At 68.2% G+C, this 16,953-nt stretch carries 17 protein-coding genes; 13 read left to right on the forward strand and 4 right to left on the reverse strand.

Annotated elements, in window-relative coordinates:
- Positions 1-51: 51 nt before the first annotated feature.
- Positions 52-588, reverse strand: coding sequence for an inorganic diphosphatase (ppa, locus tag ABE434_RS11390; RefSeq protein WP_019183821.1), 537 nt, complete (start codon positions 586-588; stop codon positions 52-54).
- A 168-nt stretch (positions 589-756) separates the two neighbouring features.
- Here ppa and ABE434_RS11395 point away from each other — a divergent pair, with 168 nt between their 5' ends.
- The 5 genes from ABE434_RS11395 to ABE434_RS11415 all read left to right on the forward strand — a co-directional run bounded on the left by ABE434_RS11395 (position 757) and on the right by ABE434_RS11415 (position 6,629).
- Positions 757-1,308, forward strand: coding sequence for a hypothetical protein (locus tag ABE434_RS11395; RefSeq protein ID WP_346478911.1), 552 nt, complete (start codon positions 757-759; stop codon positions 1,306-1,308).
- Between the two features lie 41 nt (positions 1,309-1,349).
- On the forward strand, positions 1,350-1,826 hold the full coding sequence (locus ABE434_RS11400; RefSeq protein WP_346478912.1) for a hypothetical protein: 477 nt from the start codon (positions 1,350-1,352) through the stop codon (positions 1,824-1,826).
- A 99-nt stretch (positions 1,827-1,925) separates the two neighbouring features.
- Entirely contained in the window at positions 1,926-2,426 is a 501-nt protein-coding gene (locus tag ABE434_RS11405) for an RNA polymerase sigma factor (protein WP_346478913.1), read from the forward strand.
- Between the two features lie 134 nt (positions 2,427-2,560).
- On the forward strand, positions 2,561-3,523 hold the full coding sequence (locus tag ABE434_RS11410) for a FecR domain-containing protein (protein WP_346478914.1): 963 nt from the start codon (positions 2,561-2,563) through the stop codon (positions 3,521-3,523).
- Between the two features lie 190 nt (positions 3,524-3,713).
- Positions 3,714-6,629: a TonB-dependent receptor gene (locus ABE434_RS11415; protein WP_346478915.1), complete on the forward strand. Its 2,916-nt coding sequence runs from the start codon at positions 3,714-3,716 to the stop codon at positions 6,627-6,629.
- 93 nt (positions 6,630-6,722) lie between these two features.
- Here the strand turns inward: ABE434_RS11415 and ABE434_RS11420 are convergent, their stop codons facing one another.
- Positions 6,723-6,980, reverse strand: coding sequence for a DUF2789 domain-containing protein (locus ABE434_RS11420; protein WP_176988283.1), 258 nt, complete (start codon positions 6,978-6,980; stop codon positions 6,723-6,725).
- Between the two features lie 163 nt (positions 6,981-7,143).
- On the opposite strand from ABE434_RS11420, the gene ABE434_RS11425 reads away from it, so the two are divergent.
- From ABE434_RS11425 to ABE434_RS11445, 5 genes are all read left to right on the forward strand, one after another.
- Complete coding sequence (locus ABE434_RS11425; RefSeq protein ID WP_176988284.1) at positions 7,144-7,731, forward strand: biliverdin-producing heme oxygenase; 588 nt, start codon at positions 7,144-7,146, stop codon at positions 7,729-7,731.
- 49 nt (positions 7,732-7,780) lie between these two features.
- On the forward strand, positions 7,781-8,173 hold the full coding sequence (locus tag ABE434_RS11430; protein ID WP_346478916.1) for a YbaN family protein: 393 nt from the start codon (positions 7,781-7,783) through the stop codon (positions 8,171-8,173).
- 123 nt (positions 8,174-8,296) lie between these two features.
- Positions 8,297-9,028: a tonB-system energizer ExbB gene (gene exbB / locus ABE434_RS11435; RefSeq protein ID WP_346478917.1), complete on the forward strand. Its 732-nt coding sequence runs from the start codon at positions 8,297-8,299 to the stop codon at positions 9,026-9,028.
- Between the two features lie 9 nt (positions 9,029-9,037).
- Positions 9,038-9,463 (forward strand): TonB system transport protein ExbD, encoded by a 426-nt coding sequence (exbD, locus tag ABE434_RS11440; protein WP_346478918.1) that lies wholly within the window; start codon positions 9,038-9,040, stop codon positions 9,461-9,463.
- Positions 9,460-10,188, forward strand: a complete 729-nt coding sequence (locus ABE434_RS11445) for an energy transducer TonB (protein ID WP_346478919.1) — start codon at positions 9,460-9,462, stop codon at positions 10,186-10,188. The genes exbD and ABE434_RS11445 overlap by 4 nt, the downstream gene beginning before the upstream one ends.
- A gap of 63 nt (positions 10,189-10,251) precedes the next feature.
- Here the strand turns inward: ABE434_RS11445 and ABE434_RS11450 are convergent, their stop codons facing one another.
- Positions 10,252-12,279 carry a sodium-translocating pyrophosphatase gene (locus ABE434_RS11450; RefSeq protein ID WP_346478920.1) on the reverse strand — a complete coding sequence of 676 codons (2,028 nt, stop codon included), beginning with the start codon at positions 12,277-12,279 and terminating at the stop codon, positions 10,252-10,254.
- Positions 12,280-12,641: 362 nt separating this feature from the next.
- On the opposite strand from ABE434_RS11450, the gene ABE434_RS11455 reads away from it, so the two are divergent.
- Positions 12,642-13,145, forward strand: a complete 504-nt coding sequence (locus ABE434_RS11455; protein ID WP_346478921.1) for a hypothetical protein — start codon at positions 12,642-12,644, stop codon at positions 13,143-13,145.
- Positions 13,146-13,286: 141 nt separating this feature from the next.
- On the opposite strand, the gene ABE434_RS11460 is transcribed toward ABE434_RS11455, so the two are convergent.
- Positions 13,287-14,543 (reverse strand): 6-phosphofructokinase, encoded by a 1,257-nt coding sequence (locus ABE434_RS11460; RefSeq protein WP_346478922.1) that lies wholly within the window; start codon positions 14,541-14,543, stop codon positions 13,287-13,289.
- 141 nt (positions 14,544-14,684) lie between these two features.
- Here ABE434_RS11460 and ABE434_RS11465 point away from each other — a divergent pair, with 141 nt between their 5' ends.
- Together ABE434_RS11465 and mpl are read left to right on the forward strand one after the other, a co-directional pair.
- Entirely contained in the window at positions 14,685-15,248 is a 564-nt protein-coding gene (locus ABE434_RS11465; protein ID WP_176988293.1) for an adenylate kinase, read from the forward strand.
- Between the two features lie 335 nt (positions 15,249-15,583).
- The gene (gene mpl, locus ABE434_RS11470) at positions 15,584-16,948 is read left to right on the forward strand and encodes a UDP-N-acetylmuramate:L-alanyl-gamma-D-glutamyl-meso-diaminopimelate ligase (RefSeq protein WP_346478923.1); all 1,365 of its coding nucleotides are present in this window, start codon (positions 15,584-15,586) and stop codon (positions 16,946-16,948) included.
- The last annotated feature ends 5 nt before the right edge of the window (positions 16,949-16,953 follow it).

The raw sequence follows: 16,953 nt of genomic DNA on the forward strand, positions 1-16,953 counted from the left end.
ACGTGATGCGCATCGCTCCGGCAGCGCTGTGCCGGAGCGACGGGGTCACTCTCAGGCGATGTTGCCGAGGTAGCGCTGGTGCGCTTCGACCAGGATCTTCTTGGCTTCGGCGGCGCCGCCCCACCCGTCGAGCTTGACCCACTTGCCCTTTTCCAGGTCCTTGTAGTGCTCGAAGAAGTGGCCGATGCGCTCCAGCCAGTGGCTGGACACCTGCTCGATGTCCTCGACGTGGGCATACCCACTGAACACCTTGGAGATCGGCACGGCCAGGATCTTCTCGTCGCTGCCGGCTTCATCGCTCATCTTGAGCACGCCGACCGGACGGCAACGCACCACCGAGCCCGGGACCAGCGGCAGCGGCAGCACCACCAGCACGTCGGCCGGATCGCCGTCGCCACACAGGGTGCTCGGCACGTAGCCGTAGTTGCACGGGTAGCGCATCGGGGTGGAGAGGATGCGGTCGACGAAGATCGCGCCGGTTTCCTTGTCCACTTCGTACTTCACCGGCTCGGAATCCTTCGGGATCTCGATGATGACGTTGATTTCTTCCGGCGGGTTCTTGCCCGGCGAAACGAGTTCCAGACCCATGGGTGTGCTCCAGCTGAGAGGGGGTAGGGCGCAAAGTCCGCCATTTTATGCCTTTGCCGGCCGCCGTGCAGCGGCGGGCGGCGCAAAGGGTGTTTCACCGACCCTGCCGCGGGCGGGAGAGCCGGCACCACTGCCTGAAATCCCCACCCAGCGGCGCGGTTGGCGCCGATGTCCCCGCCCGGCGCGGCCGCCGATCATGGCAGCCAACCCGTCTGGAGCCTGGTGATGATGCTGATGAACCCGCTGGCGACCGTGTCGCTGGCCCTGGGACTGCTGCTGGCAACCGGCGCCTGTGGCGCCTCCGGCCGGCAGGACGCCTATGTCGACCTGGTCGACTTCCCGCACCAGGAGGCCAACTGGGATCGCTTCTATGCCCTCGAAGACCACCTGATCCGCGCCTTCCACGATATCTGTGGCGACACCTACTGCGAGGGCGCGTACAGCAACCACATCGCGCTGCAGTTCCGCTGCTCGGTCCATGCGGCCAGCGGCACGGTCCACGCCTGCAGCCTGGTGATCGGCGCCGGCAACCTCGAGGTGGACGGCGGCACCGGCCAGGTGGTCCCCGACAGCCGGACCTGGGCCTGCCCCACGCCATTGGGGGCCAATACGCCGGTGGAGGCGCTGCATGCAGTCCTGGCGCTGGGCGACCCGTTGCGCAGACCGCTGCCCGGTTCGGGCCGATCCATGCACGACGCCCTGATCGACTGCCTCAACTGACCGGTTGGGCGTCCCTCTCACTCCGTACAGGAAGACTGCCGATGAAGAACTTCATTCCGCGCGTGCTGCTGGCGCTTGCCTGCTGTACTGCTGTCGCCACCGGCCACGCTGCCGGGCCCTACGTCGATGCCCGGGTGTACCCCACCCAGTCCGAAGGCTGGGAACGCTTCCGTGCAGTGGAAGCGCAGCTGGTGCGCGGTTTCGATGACATCTGTGGCGATACCTTCTGCGAAGGCGAGTACCACAACCTGCAGGCGTTGCGTTTCCGCTGTTCGGTGGAGGCCGCCACGGGGCGGGTGGGGGAATGCCTGTGGACGTTTACCGGCAGCACTGCACGCGTGGACACCGCCACCGGCCGCATCGCGGTCGACGCACGGACCTGGGCCTGCCGGGCACCGCTGCAGGACGACACGCTGCTGCCGGTGTTGCTGCAGACCCTGGAGGCGGGCGAGGCACTGCATGTCGCGTTGCCGGGAACCTCGGACAGCATCTATGACGGGCTGACCGAGTGCCTGTAGTGCCACGCGCTCAAACGTGACGCATTCTCATTTGGGGAGTAACATGCCGCGCCTTACGGATGGCCGCCCTCCGGCGGTCCCGCTTCGTGCATCGGCCTCATGTCCTCCAACGCCTCCACCCTTACCGAGCTGTTGATCCGCGAGCGCCCGGCGCTGCTGCGTCTGGTCCAGCGCATCCTGGGCAGTGACGGCGGCGCAGAGGATGTGATCCAGTCGATCTGGTTCAAGGCCCGCAGCGTGGACGGCGGCCAGTCGATCAGCAATCCCCGCGCCTACCTGTATCGGTTGGCGGCGAACCTGGCGACCGATCATGGCCGTGAGCGGACCCGGCGCTCGCGGCTGCTGGCCGACCATTATCTGTGGGGGCCGGACGAAGTGCTCTCGACCGAAGAGCGGGCGATGGCGCAGGACGAACTGCAACGCGTGCTGGAGGCGGCCGAGCATCTTCCCGAGCCCACCCGTACCATCTTCCGTCTCAACCGGTTGCAGGGCATGACCCAGGTCGAGGTCGCCAGACGCCAGGGCGTGTCGGTGACAACCGTCGAGAACCACGTGCGCAGCGCGCTGCAGCGGCTGGCCTGGGCACGCAGCGGGCGCTGAGCGTCATGCACGCGGGCTTGGGGAAGCCCGTTTCCCATCCGTCTTGATCATAATGCCGTCCCTTCCGGCATCTTCGTCGTCCGCGCGCGACCGCGCGACCCCCGCCAGCCATGAGCCCGCAAGAACCACCTCCGATGTCCCGACCCTTGCCGCCGTCCGATCCTGCTGCCGTCCAGGCCCGTGCCTGGATTGCCTGGCTGGCCTCCGGGGCGGTCGAGCCGACGCAGATGCAGGCATTCGAGCAGTGGCTGGCCGAGCCGGACAATCGCCGCACCTTCGAATACGAGCGCCAGCTGTGGCGCAGCCTCGGGCCGCGCCCGGCATCGGCCCCGGCCGGGACACGGTCGCGGCGTCGTGCGCGCTGGCCCGTCGCGGCGGTGGCCACCGCGGCGCTGCTCGCACTGACCTGGGTGGCACCGGAGGCGTGGCTGCGGCTGCAGGCGGATCACCGAAGCGGGACGGGCATCCAGTCCGTGGCGCTGCCCGATGGCAGCCGCGCCGTGCTCGATGCCGACAGCGCGATCGCGGTCCGCTACGACGGCCAGGTGCGCCGCATCGCGCTGCTGCGCGGGCAGGCCTGGTTCCAGGTGACGCCTGATCCGGCGCGTCCGTTCCAGGTGGATGCGCAGGGCGGCGTGATCGAAGACATCTCCACGGCGTTCGCGGTTGCGCGCGAAGACGATCACGTGGAGACGATCGTCGAGCAGGGACGGGTTCGCGTCGCGGCGGCCGACCGCACTGGCTGGACCTACCTGGATGCCGGCCAGCGCGCGCGTTTCGCCGCGGGCGAGCGGGTGACGCGGCAGGAGGACGTGGCGCTGGACCGGATCGCGGCCTGGCGTGAGGGTGAACTGCTGATCGAGGCGGCCGGAGTCGAGGATGCGGTCCGGCGCATCGCGCGCTATCGGCCCGGCGCTACGTTCGTGCGCGGGGATCTGTCGACCCTGCCGTCGGTCAATGCGGCCTTCCGCATCGACCGGCCAGAGCAGGCCCTGGACGCGCTGGCGGTGAGCGCTGGACTGACCGTCACCCGGCTGCCGATGGGCGTGGCGATCGTCGCACCGGCCACGACCACGACCACGACTACGACGGAGTAATACCGCACGCGGTGCCGTCATGGCATCCGCGCGCCAGGCAGGTCACGCACGCGCATTGGTCTTGGGGCTGCGCCCCGTTCGTTCGTCTTATCGGCATAACGTACCCGCCGCCGCCACGTACGTCCGCTGCATCCGCACCTGCGTGCGGGTGACCCGCCTCTGCGGCACTGATCCTCTGACAGGTTTTTCCATGCGCATTTACACCCGCGCGGGCCATCGTCCGCGCCCGTCACGTCTCTGCATCGCCCTGCTCACTGCCGGCCTGGCGGCCGCGCCCGCACTGCCGGCACTGGCCCAGTCCGGCCCGACGTCCGCTGCGGCGACCCTGCGTTTCGACATTCCCGCCCAGCCGCTTTCCGATGCGCTGCGCGCCTACATGCGCCAGTCCGGGGTGCAGGTCGCCTATCCGGCCGCGCTGGCCGAGGGGGTGATCTCCAGCCCGGTGACCGGGCAGATGGACGCGCCGGCGGCGTTGCTGCGCCTGCTGCAGGGCAGTGGGCTGAGCATGCGCCCGGTAGGCCCCGACGCGGTGACCCTGGAGCGCGCGGCGGTGGCGGCTGGTGACGATGGCCTGATCGTCACCGACGCGCTGAGCGTGGCCGGTGACCGCATCGACGGCGGCAGCGATGCCGAACGCGCGCTGGATGTGTACCGCACCGCTGGCTCCAGCGCCTACATCGCGCGCGCCACCATCGAACGCTTCCGCGGTACCTCCACTGCGGACATCGTCAAGGGCGTCGCCGGCGTCACCGCGGGTGATCCCCGTACCGCCAACGCGCTGGACGTAAACATCCGCGGCATCCAGGGCCAGAGCCGCATCCCGGTGATCATCGATGGCGGGCAGTCGACCATGGACACCTACCGCGGTTACGCGGGCCAGTCGCAGCGCACGTATCTCGATCCGGACCTGATCTCCAACATCACCATCACCAAGGGCCCGAGCCTGGGCGTCAACGCCTCCGGCGGCATCGGTGGCGTGGTCGAGATGGAAACGCTGAAGATCGAGGACGTGCTGCGCGACGGCCGCGATGCCGGCCTGCGCGTGCGCACCGGCATGGCCAATGCCAGCGCCAACAACGTACCCGCCTACGACGCCGCACCGCGTACCGACCGCAGCGCGCTGGGCAGCCAGTTCTTCAACATCGCCACCGCCAGGCACTGGGATCGTTTTGACCTCGTGGCGGCCTACGCATGGCGCGAGAACGGCAACTATTTCTCGGGCAAGCACGGCTACGCCGATTTCCCGCAGACCCGGCGCACCCTGGCGCTGTTGAATCCGCCGGACACCGAGGTGTTCAACACCTCCTCGCGCTCGGAGTCGTTCCTGCTGAAGGGCACCTGGCGCATCGACGACAACCAGACGCTGGAAGCCGGCTATCGCCGCTATGAAGGCACCGCCGGCGAGATCATGGCCTCGCAGATCATCCGCGTGGACCGCGACCGCGTGCCGCAGTGGGATCCGGGCCATGTCGACATGGATGCCTACAACCTGCGCTACCGCTTCAACCCGGACAACGAGCTGATCGATCTGAAGGCCAACCTCTGGTACACCGACGCCGACAGCCTGATGTACAACGGCCTGACCGGGATCACGCCGTGGTACTTCGATCGCCGCACCGAGTGGTACGACGGTCCGTCGTTCAACACCGATCCGGGTTACAAGGATGCTTACCGCAACGAGCTGACCCAGACCCGGCTCGGCTTCGACGTGGGCAACACCACGCACCTGGAGTCCGGTGCCGGCCTGTTCACGCTGGACTACGGCCTGTCCTTCAGCGACGAGGACGTCGGCCCCGGCCCGCACTCGCCGGCGATGCACGACGACCTGGTCAACAACCGCTTCCTGCGCAACGCCGAGCGCAAGGAATACAGCGCGGTGGCCTCGGTCAAATGGCAACCGGACGAGCATTGGGAAGTGGTGCTCGGCGGGCGCTACAACCGCGTCAACGTGCATGACCGCAACCGCCTGGCCACGCCGGATAGCTACGGCGTGATCGGTCAGTACCGCTACACCCAGCTGCTGGATGGCAACCCGAACCTGCCGGCATGGCGGGCCAAGCGCATCGCCATGCTGAACTGGTATCCGGATGCCAATGGCCAGTTCACCGAGGCCTCGCTGCTGGCTTCGCCGTACGAGAAGGGCACGGTCGGCGACATCACCGGCTGGAACTTCTACGATGCGGATGACGCCGAAGATCTGCGCGTGCCGGTCAGCTGGACCTGGTCGCAGCCGATCCGTCGCCGAGACAGTGCCTTCATGCCCAGCGCCAGCGTTGCCTACCGCTTCGACGAAGACACGATGGTGTATGTGAAGTACGCCGAAGGCGTGAAGCTGCCCAGCCTGTTCGAAACCACGCTGGGCCTGTTCACTGCGGCCAAGCCGACCGGTGAGCTCAAGCCGGAGCGGGCAGGGACCTGGGAAATCGGCGCGAGCACGGTGAGGCACGGCCTGTTCACCGAGGGCGACCAGGCCGGGTTCAAGCTGGCCTACTTCAATACGCGCATCGATGATCTGATCACCCGTGACTACCGCACCCTGTCGGCCGGCCTGATCCGCAACGTGGACCGCTTCAAGGTCTCCGGCGTGGAGTTCCAGTCCAGCTATGACAGCGGCACGGTGTTCGCCGATCTGTCCGCGCATTACTACATCGAGGCCAAGACCTGTGCGCCGGACATCGCCGCCGAGCGCCGCGCCTACGGTATCCAGCGGAAGATCGAGGAACTGAAGAACACGCCGGACTGTGTCGATGGTGGCTTCGAAGGGTCGTACAGCAACACCCAGAACCCGCCGCGCTACAACGTCAACCTGACCCTGGGTTCGCGGCTGTTCGACCAGCGCCTGAGCTTTGGCACCCGGGTGATCCACAACGCCGGCCCGATCAGCAAGCTGGACAAGGAATGGAACGTCGGCCTGTCGGCGATCCAGCAGCTGTACCGCCCGGCGACCATCGTCGACCTGTTCGCCAGCTGGCAGGCCAGCGAGCAGTTCGCGGTGGACCTCAACGTGGACAACCTGACCGATCGCTACTATCTCGATCCGCTGGCGCTGGGTGTGATGCCCGCACCGGGCCGGACCGTGCGGCTGGCGCTGACCTACCGCTACTGATGCCCGGACACGACAGGGGCCGGCATTGCCGGCCCCTGCGTGCATCCGGCCGGCACACACCGTGCCCGGCCGCTGTCAGCATCGCGCGACCGATCAGCCGGCGTTGGCCTGCTGGGTCGCATCGGCGTGCAGGGCTTCGCTGAGCTCATCGACCACGATCGCCCATTCCGCATCCGAGCGCAGCTGCTCGGTGAGGAACTGGCGCTGTCCGTCGTTCCAGTACGGCGCTTCGATCAGGCGGATGTCGTTGGAGAGCTGGTGGTCGCGGATGAAGGCCGCGATCGCCGCCTCGCTGGCGTCCAGCCCGAGCTGCAGGAACAGGTTGGTCATGCGCGGTTCGGTCGTGATCATCGTGTCATTCCAGTGGCAGGGCGTGGTCCGTATTATCGGGGCAACGCCGTGACGGTGGCATGTGACGGACGCAACACAGGTCCTCGCGACACGGGCTTGGGGTTGCACCCGTGCCAGACGTCTTCAACAGAGAACCGCGCCCACTTCCCCTGCAAGCACTGCCATGATCGTCATCGATACTCCCGAAGCCACCCGCAGCCAACGCCTCAAGGCCGCCACCCGCGACAGCCATGGCGCGCTGGACAAGCGCATCATGGCCGGCGACATCTTCGCCAGCCGCGACCTGTTCGCAAAATTCCTGCGCGTGCAGTACCGCTTCCACCGCGATATCGATGCGCTCTACGGCAACCCCGCGCTGGACGCGCTGCTGCCCGATCTGGACGAGCGCCGCCGTCTGCCGCTGATCGCCCGCGATCTGGCCGACCTGGAACAGACCCTGCCGCTGCCGGCGTCGACGCGCCTGGATGGCGATCTGCCGCTGCCGGCCGCGCTGGGCTGGCTGTACGTCGCCGAAGGCTCCAACCTGGGCGGCACCGTGCTGTACAAGATGGCCGCCAGGCTCGGTCTGGACAGCGACTTTGGCGCGCGCCATCTGGCCGCGCATCCGGATGGCGCGGCCCGCCACTGGCGCGAGTTCACTGCCGCGCTGGATGGTGTGGCGCTGACCGCCGCGCAGGAGCAGCAGGTGATCGATGCGGCCGATGCAGCCTTCCGCAGCGTGCACGGTCATGTCGAGGAAGAATTCGCATGATCGCCGCCCGCGCCACGCCCGCGGTGCCGGACCCCCACGGCCGCCCGTGATGCGCTGGCTCTGGTTCGGCCTGGGCTGGATCATGGTGGCGCTGGGCGTCATCGGCGCCCTGCTGCCGGTGATGCCGACCACGATCTTCCTGATCCTGGCCGTCGGCTGTTTCGCGCGCAGCTCGCCGAAGTTCGAACGCCGGCTGCTCGAGCATCCCCGTTACGGGCCCCCGCTGCGCCTGTGGCGCGAGCAGGGCGCGATCAGCCGCAAGGGCAAGGCCTTCGCCGGGGCCGGCATGGCGTTCGGCTTCGTCATGTTCTGCTGGGGCGCGCATCCGTCCTGGCCGCTGCTGCTTGGCGTCGGGGTGTTCTTCGCGGCCAGCTCGGCGTATGTGCTGTCGCGGCCCGCGCCACGGCCGCCCGGCGTGCCGCTTCCCCCGTCGGAGCGCTGAACGCGGTGCCCCGCCTGCGCGGATCCGCACCGCATCACCCCGATACTTCTCCGCCTCCCTATTGCCTCCTCTTGCCTCCGGCGCCGCCCCGCGCCGCGACGCCCCTGACAGACGACCCTGCTGATGACCCTCCCGATCGATGTTCCTGCCGCCGTGGCGGCATTGCCGCATGACCTGACCCCGTGGGGCATGTACCAGGCCGCCGATGGCGTGGTGCAGGCCGTGATGATCGGGCTGGCACTCGCCTCGATCGCCACCTGGACGGTGCTGGTCGCCAAGACCTGGGAGCTGGGCCGGCAGCGCACGCGGCTGCGCCAGGCCCGCGCGCTGCTGCTGCAGTCGGCGCACCTGCCGGCGCCCCGGACGCATGCGCTGCTCGACGAGGGCGTGGCTCACACGCTGATCGACGCGGCCCGCACCGAGCTGCGCCTGTCGGAAGACGCGCACGATCCGGTCGGCATCAAGGAGCGCGTCGCCTCGCGGCTGGAACGCATCGAACTGGCGCATGCGCGGCAGCTGCGCACCGGGGTCGGCCTGCTCGCCAGCATCGGCGCGATCGCGCCGTTCGTCGGCCTGTTCGGCACGGTGTGGGGGATCATGAACAGTTTCATCGGCATCGCCCACGCCAACACCACCAACCTGGCCGTGGTCGCCCCGGGCATCGCCGAGGCGTTGCTCGCGACCGCCTTGGGCCTTGTCGCGGCGATTCCCGCCGTGGTGATCTACAACCACTTCACCCGCGTGCTGGGCGGCCTCCGCGGCCTGCTGGGCGATCTGTCCGCCGGGGTGCAGCAACTGGTCTCGCGCGATCTGGACCGGCGCGGCAACGCCCCTGCCGTGCGCGACGCGGGCTGAGGAGCGGCCATGGCCATCAAGACCGCCCGCCACGACGACGACGCGCTGGAAGAAAGCCACGAGATCAACGTCACCCCCTTCATCGATGTGATGCTGGTGCTGCTGATCATCTTCATGGTCGCCGCGCCGCTGGCCACGGTGGATACGCCGGTGGACCTGCCGGCCAGCACTGCAACGCCGCAGCCGCGCGATGGGGAACCGGTGTTCCTCTCGGTGCAGGCCGATCTGTCGCTGAGCATCAATGACGTGCCGGTCGGCACGGACGGGCTGAACGCCACGCTGGAGCGGCTGACCGCCGGTGATCACGAGCAGCGCATCTACCTGCGCGCCGACCAGACGGTGCCTTATGGCGAGCTGATGCAGACCATGAACGCGCTGCGCGCCGCCGGGTATCGCCGGATCGCACTGGTTGGCGTTGAGCAGCGCAGCGAATGAGCCGCGACACCCCCGCATCGCTGCGCTGGGCGGGCAGCCTGGCCCTGGTGCTGGCCGCGCATGCGCTGCTGATCGGCGGCGCGGTGTGGTGGCAGCAGCGTGCGCCGGTACTCGTCAGTGATATGCCGGTGGAAGCGGTGATGGTGGAGCTGGCGCCGGTCCCGGAGGCGCCGACCGCGCCACCGAAGGAGATGCCGCCCGGGCCGTTGCAGCAGGAGCAGCATCGGCCCGAGCCCACGCCGGTGCCCAAGGTCGATCTCCCGCCGGACGACACGCCGGATGCGCAGGACGTCCTGCGTCGCGAGACACCCCGCGAAGAAGAACCGACCGACCAAAACAACGTGGCGCAGACGCTCGCACCACCGGATGTGTCGGCGCGCCCGTCCGAGCGCTACGCCGCCACGCAGACCGTTGCCGGCCGCCAGGGCCCTGCGGCCGTCACCTGGCAGGGCCTGCTGCTGGGCCATCTGGAACAGTACCGCCGCTACCCGCGCCAGGCCGAGCGGCTGCGCCAGCAGGGCGTGGCCTATGTGCGCTTCTCGGTGGACCGGCAGGGCAACGCCTCCAACATCCGGCTGGGACAGAGCAGCGGCCATGCGCTGCTGGATGAGGAAACCCTGGCCACGGTGCGCCGCGGCAGCCCGTTGCCACCGCCGCCCGCGGAGATCACCGGCGACCCGGTGGAGGTGATGGTGCCGGTGACGTTCTTCCTCCGGCGGCGTTGAGGCATGGCGACCCGCACGCGCTGCACGGACGCGCTGGCATGAGGCCAGCGCGTCCGTCATTCCTCAGAGCAGCGGCACCAGCAGCAGGGCCACGATGTTGATGATCTTGATCAGCGGATTGATCGCCGGGCCGGCGGTGTCCTTGTAGGGATCGCCGACGGTATCGCCGGTTACCGCGGCCTTGTGCGCCTCGCTGCCCTTGCCGCCGAAGTGGCCATCCTCGATGTACTTCTTGGCGTTGTCCCACGCGCCGCCGCCGGTGGTCATCGAGATCGCCACGAACAGGCCGGTGACGATGGTGCCGATCAGCAGGCCGCCGAGTGCACGTGGCCCGAGCAGCAGCCCGACCACCACCGGTACCGCGACCGGCAGCAATGACGGGATGATCATTTCGCGGATCGCCGAGCGGGTCAGCAGGTCCACCGCACGGTCGTACTGCGGTTTGCCGGTGCCGTCCATGATCCCGGGAATCTCGCGGAACTGGCGGCGTACTTCCTCCACCACCGCACCCGCCGCGCGTCCCACCGCTTCCATCGCCATCGCGCCGAACAGATAGGGAATCAGGCCGCCGATCAGCAGGCCGATGATCACCTCATGGTTGGACAGGTCGAAGGCGAAGACCTCGCCGGGATTGGCGGCCTGAAGGTTGTGCGTGTAATCGGCGAACAGCACCAGCGCGGCCAGGGCGGCCGAGCCGATCGCATAGCCCTTGGTCACCGCCTTGGTGGTGTTGCCGACCGCATCCAGCGGATCGGTGATGTCGCGGATTTCCGGCGGCAGTTCGGCCATCTCGGCGATGCCACCGGCGTTGTCGGTGATCGGGCCGTAGGCATCCAGCGCCACGATCATGCCGGCCATCGAGAGCATCGCGGTCGCGGCGATGGCGATGCCGTACAGGCCACCGAAATAGTGCGCCAGCCAGATCGCCACGCACACCGCGATCACCGGCAGGGCAGTGGACTTCATCGAGACACCGAGGCCGGCGATGATGTTGGTGCCGTGCCCGGTGGTGGAGGCCTGCGCCACGTGCTGCACCGGCTTGTACTGGGTGCCGGTGTAGTACTCGGTGATCCACACGATCAGCCCGGTCAGCACCAGCCCGATCAAGGCGCAGAAGTACAGGTTCAGCGCACCGTGCGCGTTGTCCGGCATCAACTGCGTGGTGATCGGGTAGAACGCGATCGCCGCCAGCACGCCGGACACGATCACGCCCTTGTACAGCGCGCCCATGATCGAGCCGCCGGGCTTCACCTTGACGAACAGCGCGCCGATGATCGAGGCGATGATCGACACCCCGCCCAGCACCAGCGGATACAGCACCGCGTTGGCACCGGCCTCGGCGATCATCAGGTTGCCGAGCAGCATCGTCGCGATCACCGTGACCGCATAGGTTTCGAACAGGTCGGCGGCCATGCCGGCGCAGTCGCCGACGTTGTCGCCCACGTTGTCGGCGATCACCGCCGGGTTGCGCGGATCATCCTCGGGAATGCCGGCCTCGACCTTGCCCACCAGGTCCGCGCCGACGTCGGCGCCCTTGGTGAAGATGCCGCCGCCCAGTCGCGCGAAGATGGAAATCAGCGATGAGCCGAACGCCAGCCCGACCAGCGCATGCAGCGTCTGCGCGACATCCAGGCCCAGCTTCAGCAGCAGCGCGTAATACCCGGCCACGCCCAGCAGGCCCAGGCCGACCACCAGCATGCCGGTGATCGCACCGCCGCGGAAGGCGACGTCCATGGCCGCGCTCAGGCCGTTGCGAGCGGCTTCGGCCGTGCGCACGTTGGCACGCACGGACACGTTCATGCCGATGTAGCCGGCCGCGCCGGAGAGCACGGCCCCGATCGCGAAGCCGATCGCGGTGTACCAGCTGAGGAAGAAGCCGACCAGCACGAACAGCACGGCACCGGCGATGGCGATGGTCAGGTATTGACGGTTGAGATAGGCGCGCGCGCCTTCCTGGATGGCGGCGGCGATTTCCTGCATGCGGGCATTGCCAGCCGGTTGCCGGAGGATCCAGCGTGCCGACACGATGCCGTAGAGAATCGCGAGAATGGCGCAGAACAGCGCCAGAGAAAGCCCGTAACGTTCCAGCATGTCCCCTCCCGGGTGATGGAATGACATCCAGTGAACGGATGAACTTCTCCACGCGGGGGCACAACGGGCTGCAACCATGAACCAACCCGTTCAGACCGTGCCCGGTCTTCAAGCGTGTGGCGGTGTTCAGCAATCCCTGGTGACCCGAGTATGCGGGCAAATCCTCGATGCATGCCAGCAAGGATTACAAACCGCTTGCGCGTGCCCGGATCGCGAACGACGGAGGTAGTGCCGGCCGCTGGCATCGGTAGTGCCGGCCGCTGGCCGGCAACCAAGCAGATCCGGACGACGGGCCGCCTTTGCCACGCCGTTCAGCCACCCACTGGCAGCCTCGGCCCATCCCCAGCCGTTGGAGTCCTGCCATGTCCCCCCGTCATCTGTTGTGGCTGGCCCTGTTGCCCGCCGTGTCCTCTTTCGCCGCCGAGACCCCCGAACTGCAGCGCGCCGCGGGCACCCCGCAGGCGGTGGGCGCGGCCCACACCCTGCGCCAGATTCCCGAAGCCTGCGCGCGGCTGGAAGGCGTGTTCACCGGCGAAGCGGCCCAGCCGTACAAATTCGCCGTGGTGCGCACCAGCGAGCAGTGCCAGCCGCGTGCCCGCTTCGTCGACTACGACAAGGCGCAGCCCAGCGAAGCCAAGGGCTGGAAACTCAACGATGTGATCCGCGTGCCGAATGCGTCGTGCCCGGCGCAGCAGGCCGTCGTCCGTGTGTGGCGCATGCCGGTCACCACCAAGCCCGAGCTGGATGGCCAGGGCCAGTCGCGCATCTATCTGGAAGACGCCAAGAAGCAGGCTGCGGCCGGCAAGATCGCCCAGGTGCCGATGTTCGCCGCGCAGATGAAGGTCGAAGGCAAGGCCTGCAACTGACTTGACCACACACCGGTAGTGCCGGCCGCTGGCCGGCTCCCAGGCCTCTTCCGCACACCGCGATGCCGGCCAGCGGCCGGCACTACCCGACTGTCAGACAGCCCGAAGGTACCGGCCAGCGGCCGGCACTGCCGGGCTCGTTCATGCCTCGAAAGCAGGCAGCTTCTTCTTGACTGCGACGTTCTTCAGCGTCACGTACTTCGGCAGTCCATCGGGCCCGTACGGCAACGGCGCTTCCCCCTTGATCAGCGGGGCGAGGTAGGCGCGGGCCTTCTCGGTGATGCCGAAGCCATCGCGCCGGATGAAGCCGGCCGGCATCTTCTTCTCGTGATTGGCCACCTTGTGCAGGGGCGCGGCCTCGATCTTCCAGCGATACGGTTTATCGCTGGTGCGTACGATCACCGGCATCACCGCGTTGTGGCCTTTCAGCGCGAACTGCACCGCGGCCTTGCCAACCGCCTGCGCCTGCTCCCAGTCGGTCTTCGAGGCGATGTGCCGCGCCGAGCGCTGCAGGTAGTCGGGCAGGGTCCAGTGGACCTTGTAGCCCAGCGCATCCTTGACTCGCGCCGCCAGCTGCGAAGCAACGCCGCCCAGCTGGGTATGCCCGAACGAATCGGTGCCGCCGCCCGCATCGGCGACGAAGCGCCCATCGGCGGTCTGGATGCCTTCGGAAGCCACCACCACGCAGTAGCCCATGCGCTCGACCACCTGTTTCACCTTGGCCAGGAACGCGGCCTCGTCATAGGCACGCTCGGGCAGCAGGATGAGGTGCGGGGCGTCGTCGGCGCCCTGGCCGGCCAGGCCTGCGGCGGCGGCGAGCCAGCCGGCGTGGCGGCCCATGGCCTCGTAGACGAACACCTTGGTCGAGGTCTCGGCCATCGCGGCCACGTCCAGCGCGGCTTCGCGCACGGAGACGGCGGTGTATTTGGCCGCCGAGCCGAAGCCCGGGCAGGTGTCGGTCACGGCCAGATCGTTGTCGATCGTCTTGGGCACGCCGATGCAGGTCAGGTCGTAGTCGAAGGCCTTGGCCAGCTGGGAGACCTTCCAGGCGGTATCGGCCGAATCGTTGCCGCCGTTGTAGAGGAACCAGCGCACGTCATGGGCGCGCAGCACCTCGAGCAGGCGCTCGTACTTGCCGCGGTCGGCCTCCAGCGACTTGAGCTTGTAGCGGCACGAGCCGAACGCACCGCCTGGGGTGTGGGCGAGGGCGGCGATGGCGGCGGCGGTCTCCCGGGAGGTGTCGATCAGGTCTTCGCGGAGCGCACCGAGGATGCCGTTGCGCGCGGCCAAGACCTTGATTCCTTTGGCCCTGGCCGTGCTGATGACCGCCGAGGCGGTGGCATTGATGACGGCGGTGACGCCGCCTGACTGGGCGTAGAGCAGGGTACCGTTGGGCATGGTGCGACCTTGGTCTGGGGGAAGGACATTGCAGAGACATTACCGGTATGGGGTAAAGTGCGCGTATTGCGGTGCAGCGTGATTGTGGACAATCCCGGGGCGCGCGCCCTTCCATTTTCTTACCAAGTTGGAGTCAGGTTGATGCGATTGGTTCTGTTGGGACCGCCCGGTTCGGGCAAGGGGACACAGGCGACGCGCCTGAAGGAACACCTGTCGATTGCGCACATTTCCACCGGCGACCTGCTGCGTGCCGAAGTGGCCGCCGGCACCGAGCTGGGCAAGCAGGCCAAGGCCGTGATGGATGCCGGCAACCTGGTGTCCGATGACATCCTGCTGGGCATGCTCGAGTCGCGCCTGGGCCAGGACGACGTGGCCAAGGGCTTCATCCTCGACGGTTACCCGCGCAACGTGGCCCAGGCCAACGCGCTGGACGCCCTGCTGGCCAAGATCGGCCAGCCGCTGGATGCCGTCGTGCAGCTGGACGTGCCGACCGAACTGCTGGTCGAGCGCATCGCCGGCCGCGCCGCCGAACAGGGCCGCGCCGATGACAACCCCGAATCCGTGCGCCAGCGCCTGCAGGTCTACAACGACCAGACCGCGCCGGTGGTGGATTTCTATGCCGGCCGCGGCACGCTCGCACGCGTGGATGGCGTGGGCGAACTGAACGATGTGGAAGCGCGCATCCGCGCCGCGATCCAGGCCTGAGCCGGTCGGTGCCGCTGCGGCGGCACCGCACCCTCGCCGCGTGTGCAGGATCCGCAAAAACACACGCGCCCGGCCCCCGAAGGGACCAGGCGCGTGGTGTGAAGGTGCCAGCGAGCGGGCTTGCTCAGAGCCCCGCAGCATGAGCCCCCCTGGGGATGGCCTCTTGGGGAGTAGGACCAATGGGGTACTGCGGCTGGCCACGCGAATTGTGTCCGTCTTCACAGTACGGCGCTATCGGGAATTCCCCGACACCCGGCTGGACTTTTCTGATAGTCGACTAGGAGTTGTCTGACGGCGATCTCCATCGACGCTGGTGATCGGCGACAATCGTACGCATGAGCACGATCCATATTCTTGGCATTGCAGGCACTTTCATGGGCGGCGTCGCCGCGCTGGCACGCGAGAAGGGCCATACGGTCCGCGGCAGCGACCAGGCGATCTATCCGCCGATGTCCACCCAGCTCGAACGCCTGGGCATCGCGCTGGATTCCGGCTACCGCGCCGACAGCGTGGCGCCCGACTGCGACGAGGTGGTGATCGGCAATGCCCTGTCGCGTGGCAATCCCGCCGTGGAAGCGGTGCTGGACGCCGGGCAGCGCTACATCTCCGGCGCCCAGTGGCTGTCCGAGCAGGTGCTGCCGGGCCGCGACACGCTGGCCGTGGCCGGCACCCACGGCAAGACCACCACCACCACCATCCTGACCTGGCTGCTGCACAGCGCCGGGCGCGAACCGGGCTTTCTGATCGGCGGCGTGGCCGAGGATTTCGGCGTGTCCGCGCGCGTGGGCAGCGGCCGCGAGTTCGTGGTCGAGGCCGACGAGTACGACACCGCGTTCTTCGACAAGCGCAGCAAGTTCGTGCACTACCGCCCGCTGGTGGCGATCCTCAACAATCTCGAATACGACCACGCCGACATCTTCCCGGACGTGGCCGCGATCCAGCGCCAGTTCCACCACCTGATCCGTACCGTGCCCGCGCGCGGGCGCCTGATCGTCAACGGCGAAGATGCCTATCTCGCCGAGGTGCTGGCGATGGGCTGCTGGACCCCGGTGGAGCGCTTCGGATTCGATCCGTCGCTGGAATGGCACGCCGAACTGGTCGAAGCCGATGGCAGCGTGTTCGTCGTGCACCATCGCGGCGCGCGGGTCGGTGAAGTGCGCTGGTCGCTGCTCGGCCGCCACAATGTCCTCAACGGCCTGGCCGCCCTGGCCGCCGCACATGCGGTCGGCGTCGAGCTGGCCACGGTGATCCCGGCGCTGGCCGCGTTCCGCAGCGTCAAGCGCCGGCTGGAAGTGATCGGCCAGGCGCGCGACATCACTATCTACGACGATTTCGCGCACCACCCGACCGCGATCCGCACCACGCTGGACGGCCTGCGTGCCAAGGTCGGCGATGCCCGCATCGTGGTGGCGATGGAGCCGCGCAGCAATTCGATGCGGCTGGGCGCGCACGCGCAGGCGCTGGCGCCGTCGCTGGACGGTGCCGATGCGGTGGTGTTCCTGCATCGCCCCGAGCTGGCCTGGGATGCCGCCGCCGTGATCGCCGCCGTGCGGGGTGAGGCGCATGCGGTGGCGGACACCGATGCGCTGCTGGCCCAGCTGGGCGCGATCGCCGCGCCGGGCGACCATGTGGTGTTCATGTCCAACGGCGGGTTCGACGGCGCCCCGCGTCGTTTCCTGGCGCAGCTTCAGCAGCCCTGAGTGCC

The organism is Stenotrophomonas sp. TWI1183 (assembly GCF_039673115.1).
Taxonomy (GTDB): domain Bacteria; phylum Pseudomonadota; class Gammaproteobacteria; order Xanthomonadales; family Xanthomonadaceae; genus Stenotrophomonas; species Stenotrophomonas maltophilia_AA.

Bases quoted from the DNA above. Each gene is read 5' to 3' on its own strand.
- ABE434_RS11465 (WP_176988293.1), top strand. From the start codon at position 14,685: ATGCGATTGGTTCTGTTGGGACCGCCCGGTTCGGGCAAGGGGACACAG.
- mpl (WP_346478923.1), top strand. From the start codon at position 15,584: ATGAGCACGATCCATATTCTTGGCATTGCAGGCACTTTCATGGGCGGC.
- ABE434_RS11430 (WP_346478916.1), top strand. From the start codon at position 7,781: ATGCGCTGGCTCTGGTTCGGCCTGGGCTGGATCATGGTGGCGCTGGGC.
- ABE434_RS11415 (WP_346478915.1), top strand. From the start codon at position 3,714: ATGCGCATTTACACCCGCGCGGGCCATCGTCCGCGCCCGTCACGTCTC.
- ABE434_RS11455 (WP_346478921.1), top strand. From the start codon at position 12,642: ATGTCCCCCCGTCATCTGTTGTGGCTGGCCCTGTTGCCCGCCGTGTCC.
- ABE434_RS11445 (WP_346478919.1), top strand. From the start codon at position 9,460: ATGAGCCGCGACACCCCCGCATCGCTGCGCTGGGCGGGCAGCCTGGCC.
- exbB (WP_346478917.1), top strand. From the start codon at position 8,297: ATGACCCTCCCGATCGATGTTCCTGCCGCCGTGGCGGCATTGCCGCAT.
- ABE434_RS11420 (WP_176988283.1), bottom strand. From the start codon at position 6,980: ATGATCACGACCGAACCGCGCATGACCAACCTGTTCCTGCAGCTCGGG.
- ABE434_RS11425 (WP_176988284.1), top strand. From the start codon at position 7,144: ATGATCGTCATCGATACTCCCGAAGCCACCCGCAGCCAACGCCTCAAG.
- ABE434_RS11460 (WP_346478922.1), bottom strand. From the start codon at position 14,543: ATGCCCAACGGTACCCTGCTCTACGCCCAGTCAGGCGGCGTCACCGCC.
- ABE434_RS11410 (WP_346478914.1), top strand. From the start codon at position 2,561: ATGTCCCGACCCTTGCCGCCGTCCGATCCTGCTGCCGTCCAGGCCCGT.
- exbD (WP_346478918.1), top strand. From the start codon at position 9,038: ATGGCCATCAAGACCGCCCGCCACGACGACGACGCGCTGGAAGAAAGC.
- ABE434_RS11450 (WP_346478920.1), bottom strand. From the start codon at position 12,279: ATGCTGGAACGTTACGGGCTTTCTCTGGCGCTGTTCTGCGCCATTCTC.
- ABE434_RS11405 (WP_346478913.1), top strand. From the start codon at position 1,926: ATGTCCTCCAACGCCTCCACCCTTACCGAGCTGTTGATCCGCGAGCGC.
- ABE434_RS11400 (WP_346478912.1), top strand. From the start codon at position 1,350: ATGAAGAACTTCATTCCGCGCGTGCTGCTGGCGCTTGCCTGCTGTACT.
- ppa (WP_019183821.1), bottom strand. From the start codon at position 588: ATGGGTCTGGAACTCGTTTCGCCGGGCAAGAACCCGCCGGAAGAAATC.
- ABE434_RS11395 (WP_346478911.1), top strand. From the start codon at position 757: ATGTCCCCGCCCGGCGCGGCCGCCGATCATGGCAGCCAACCCGTCTGG.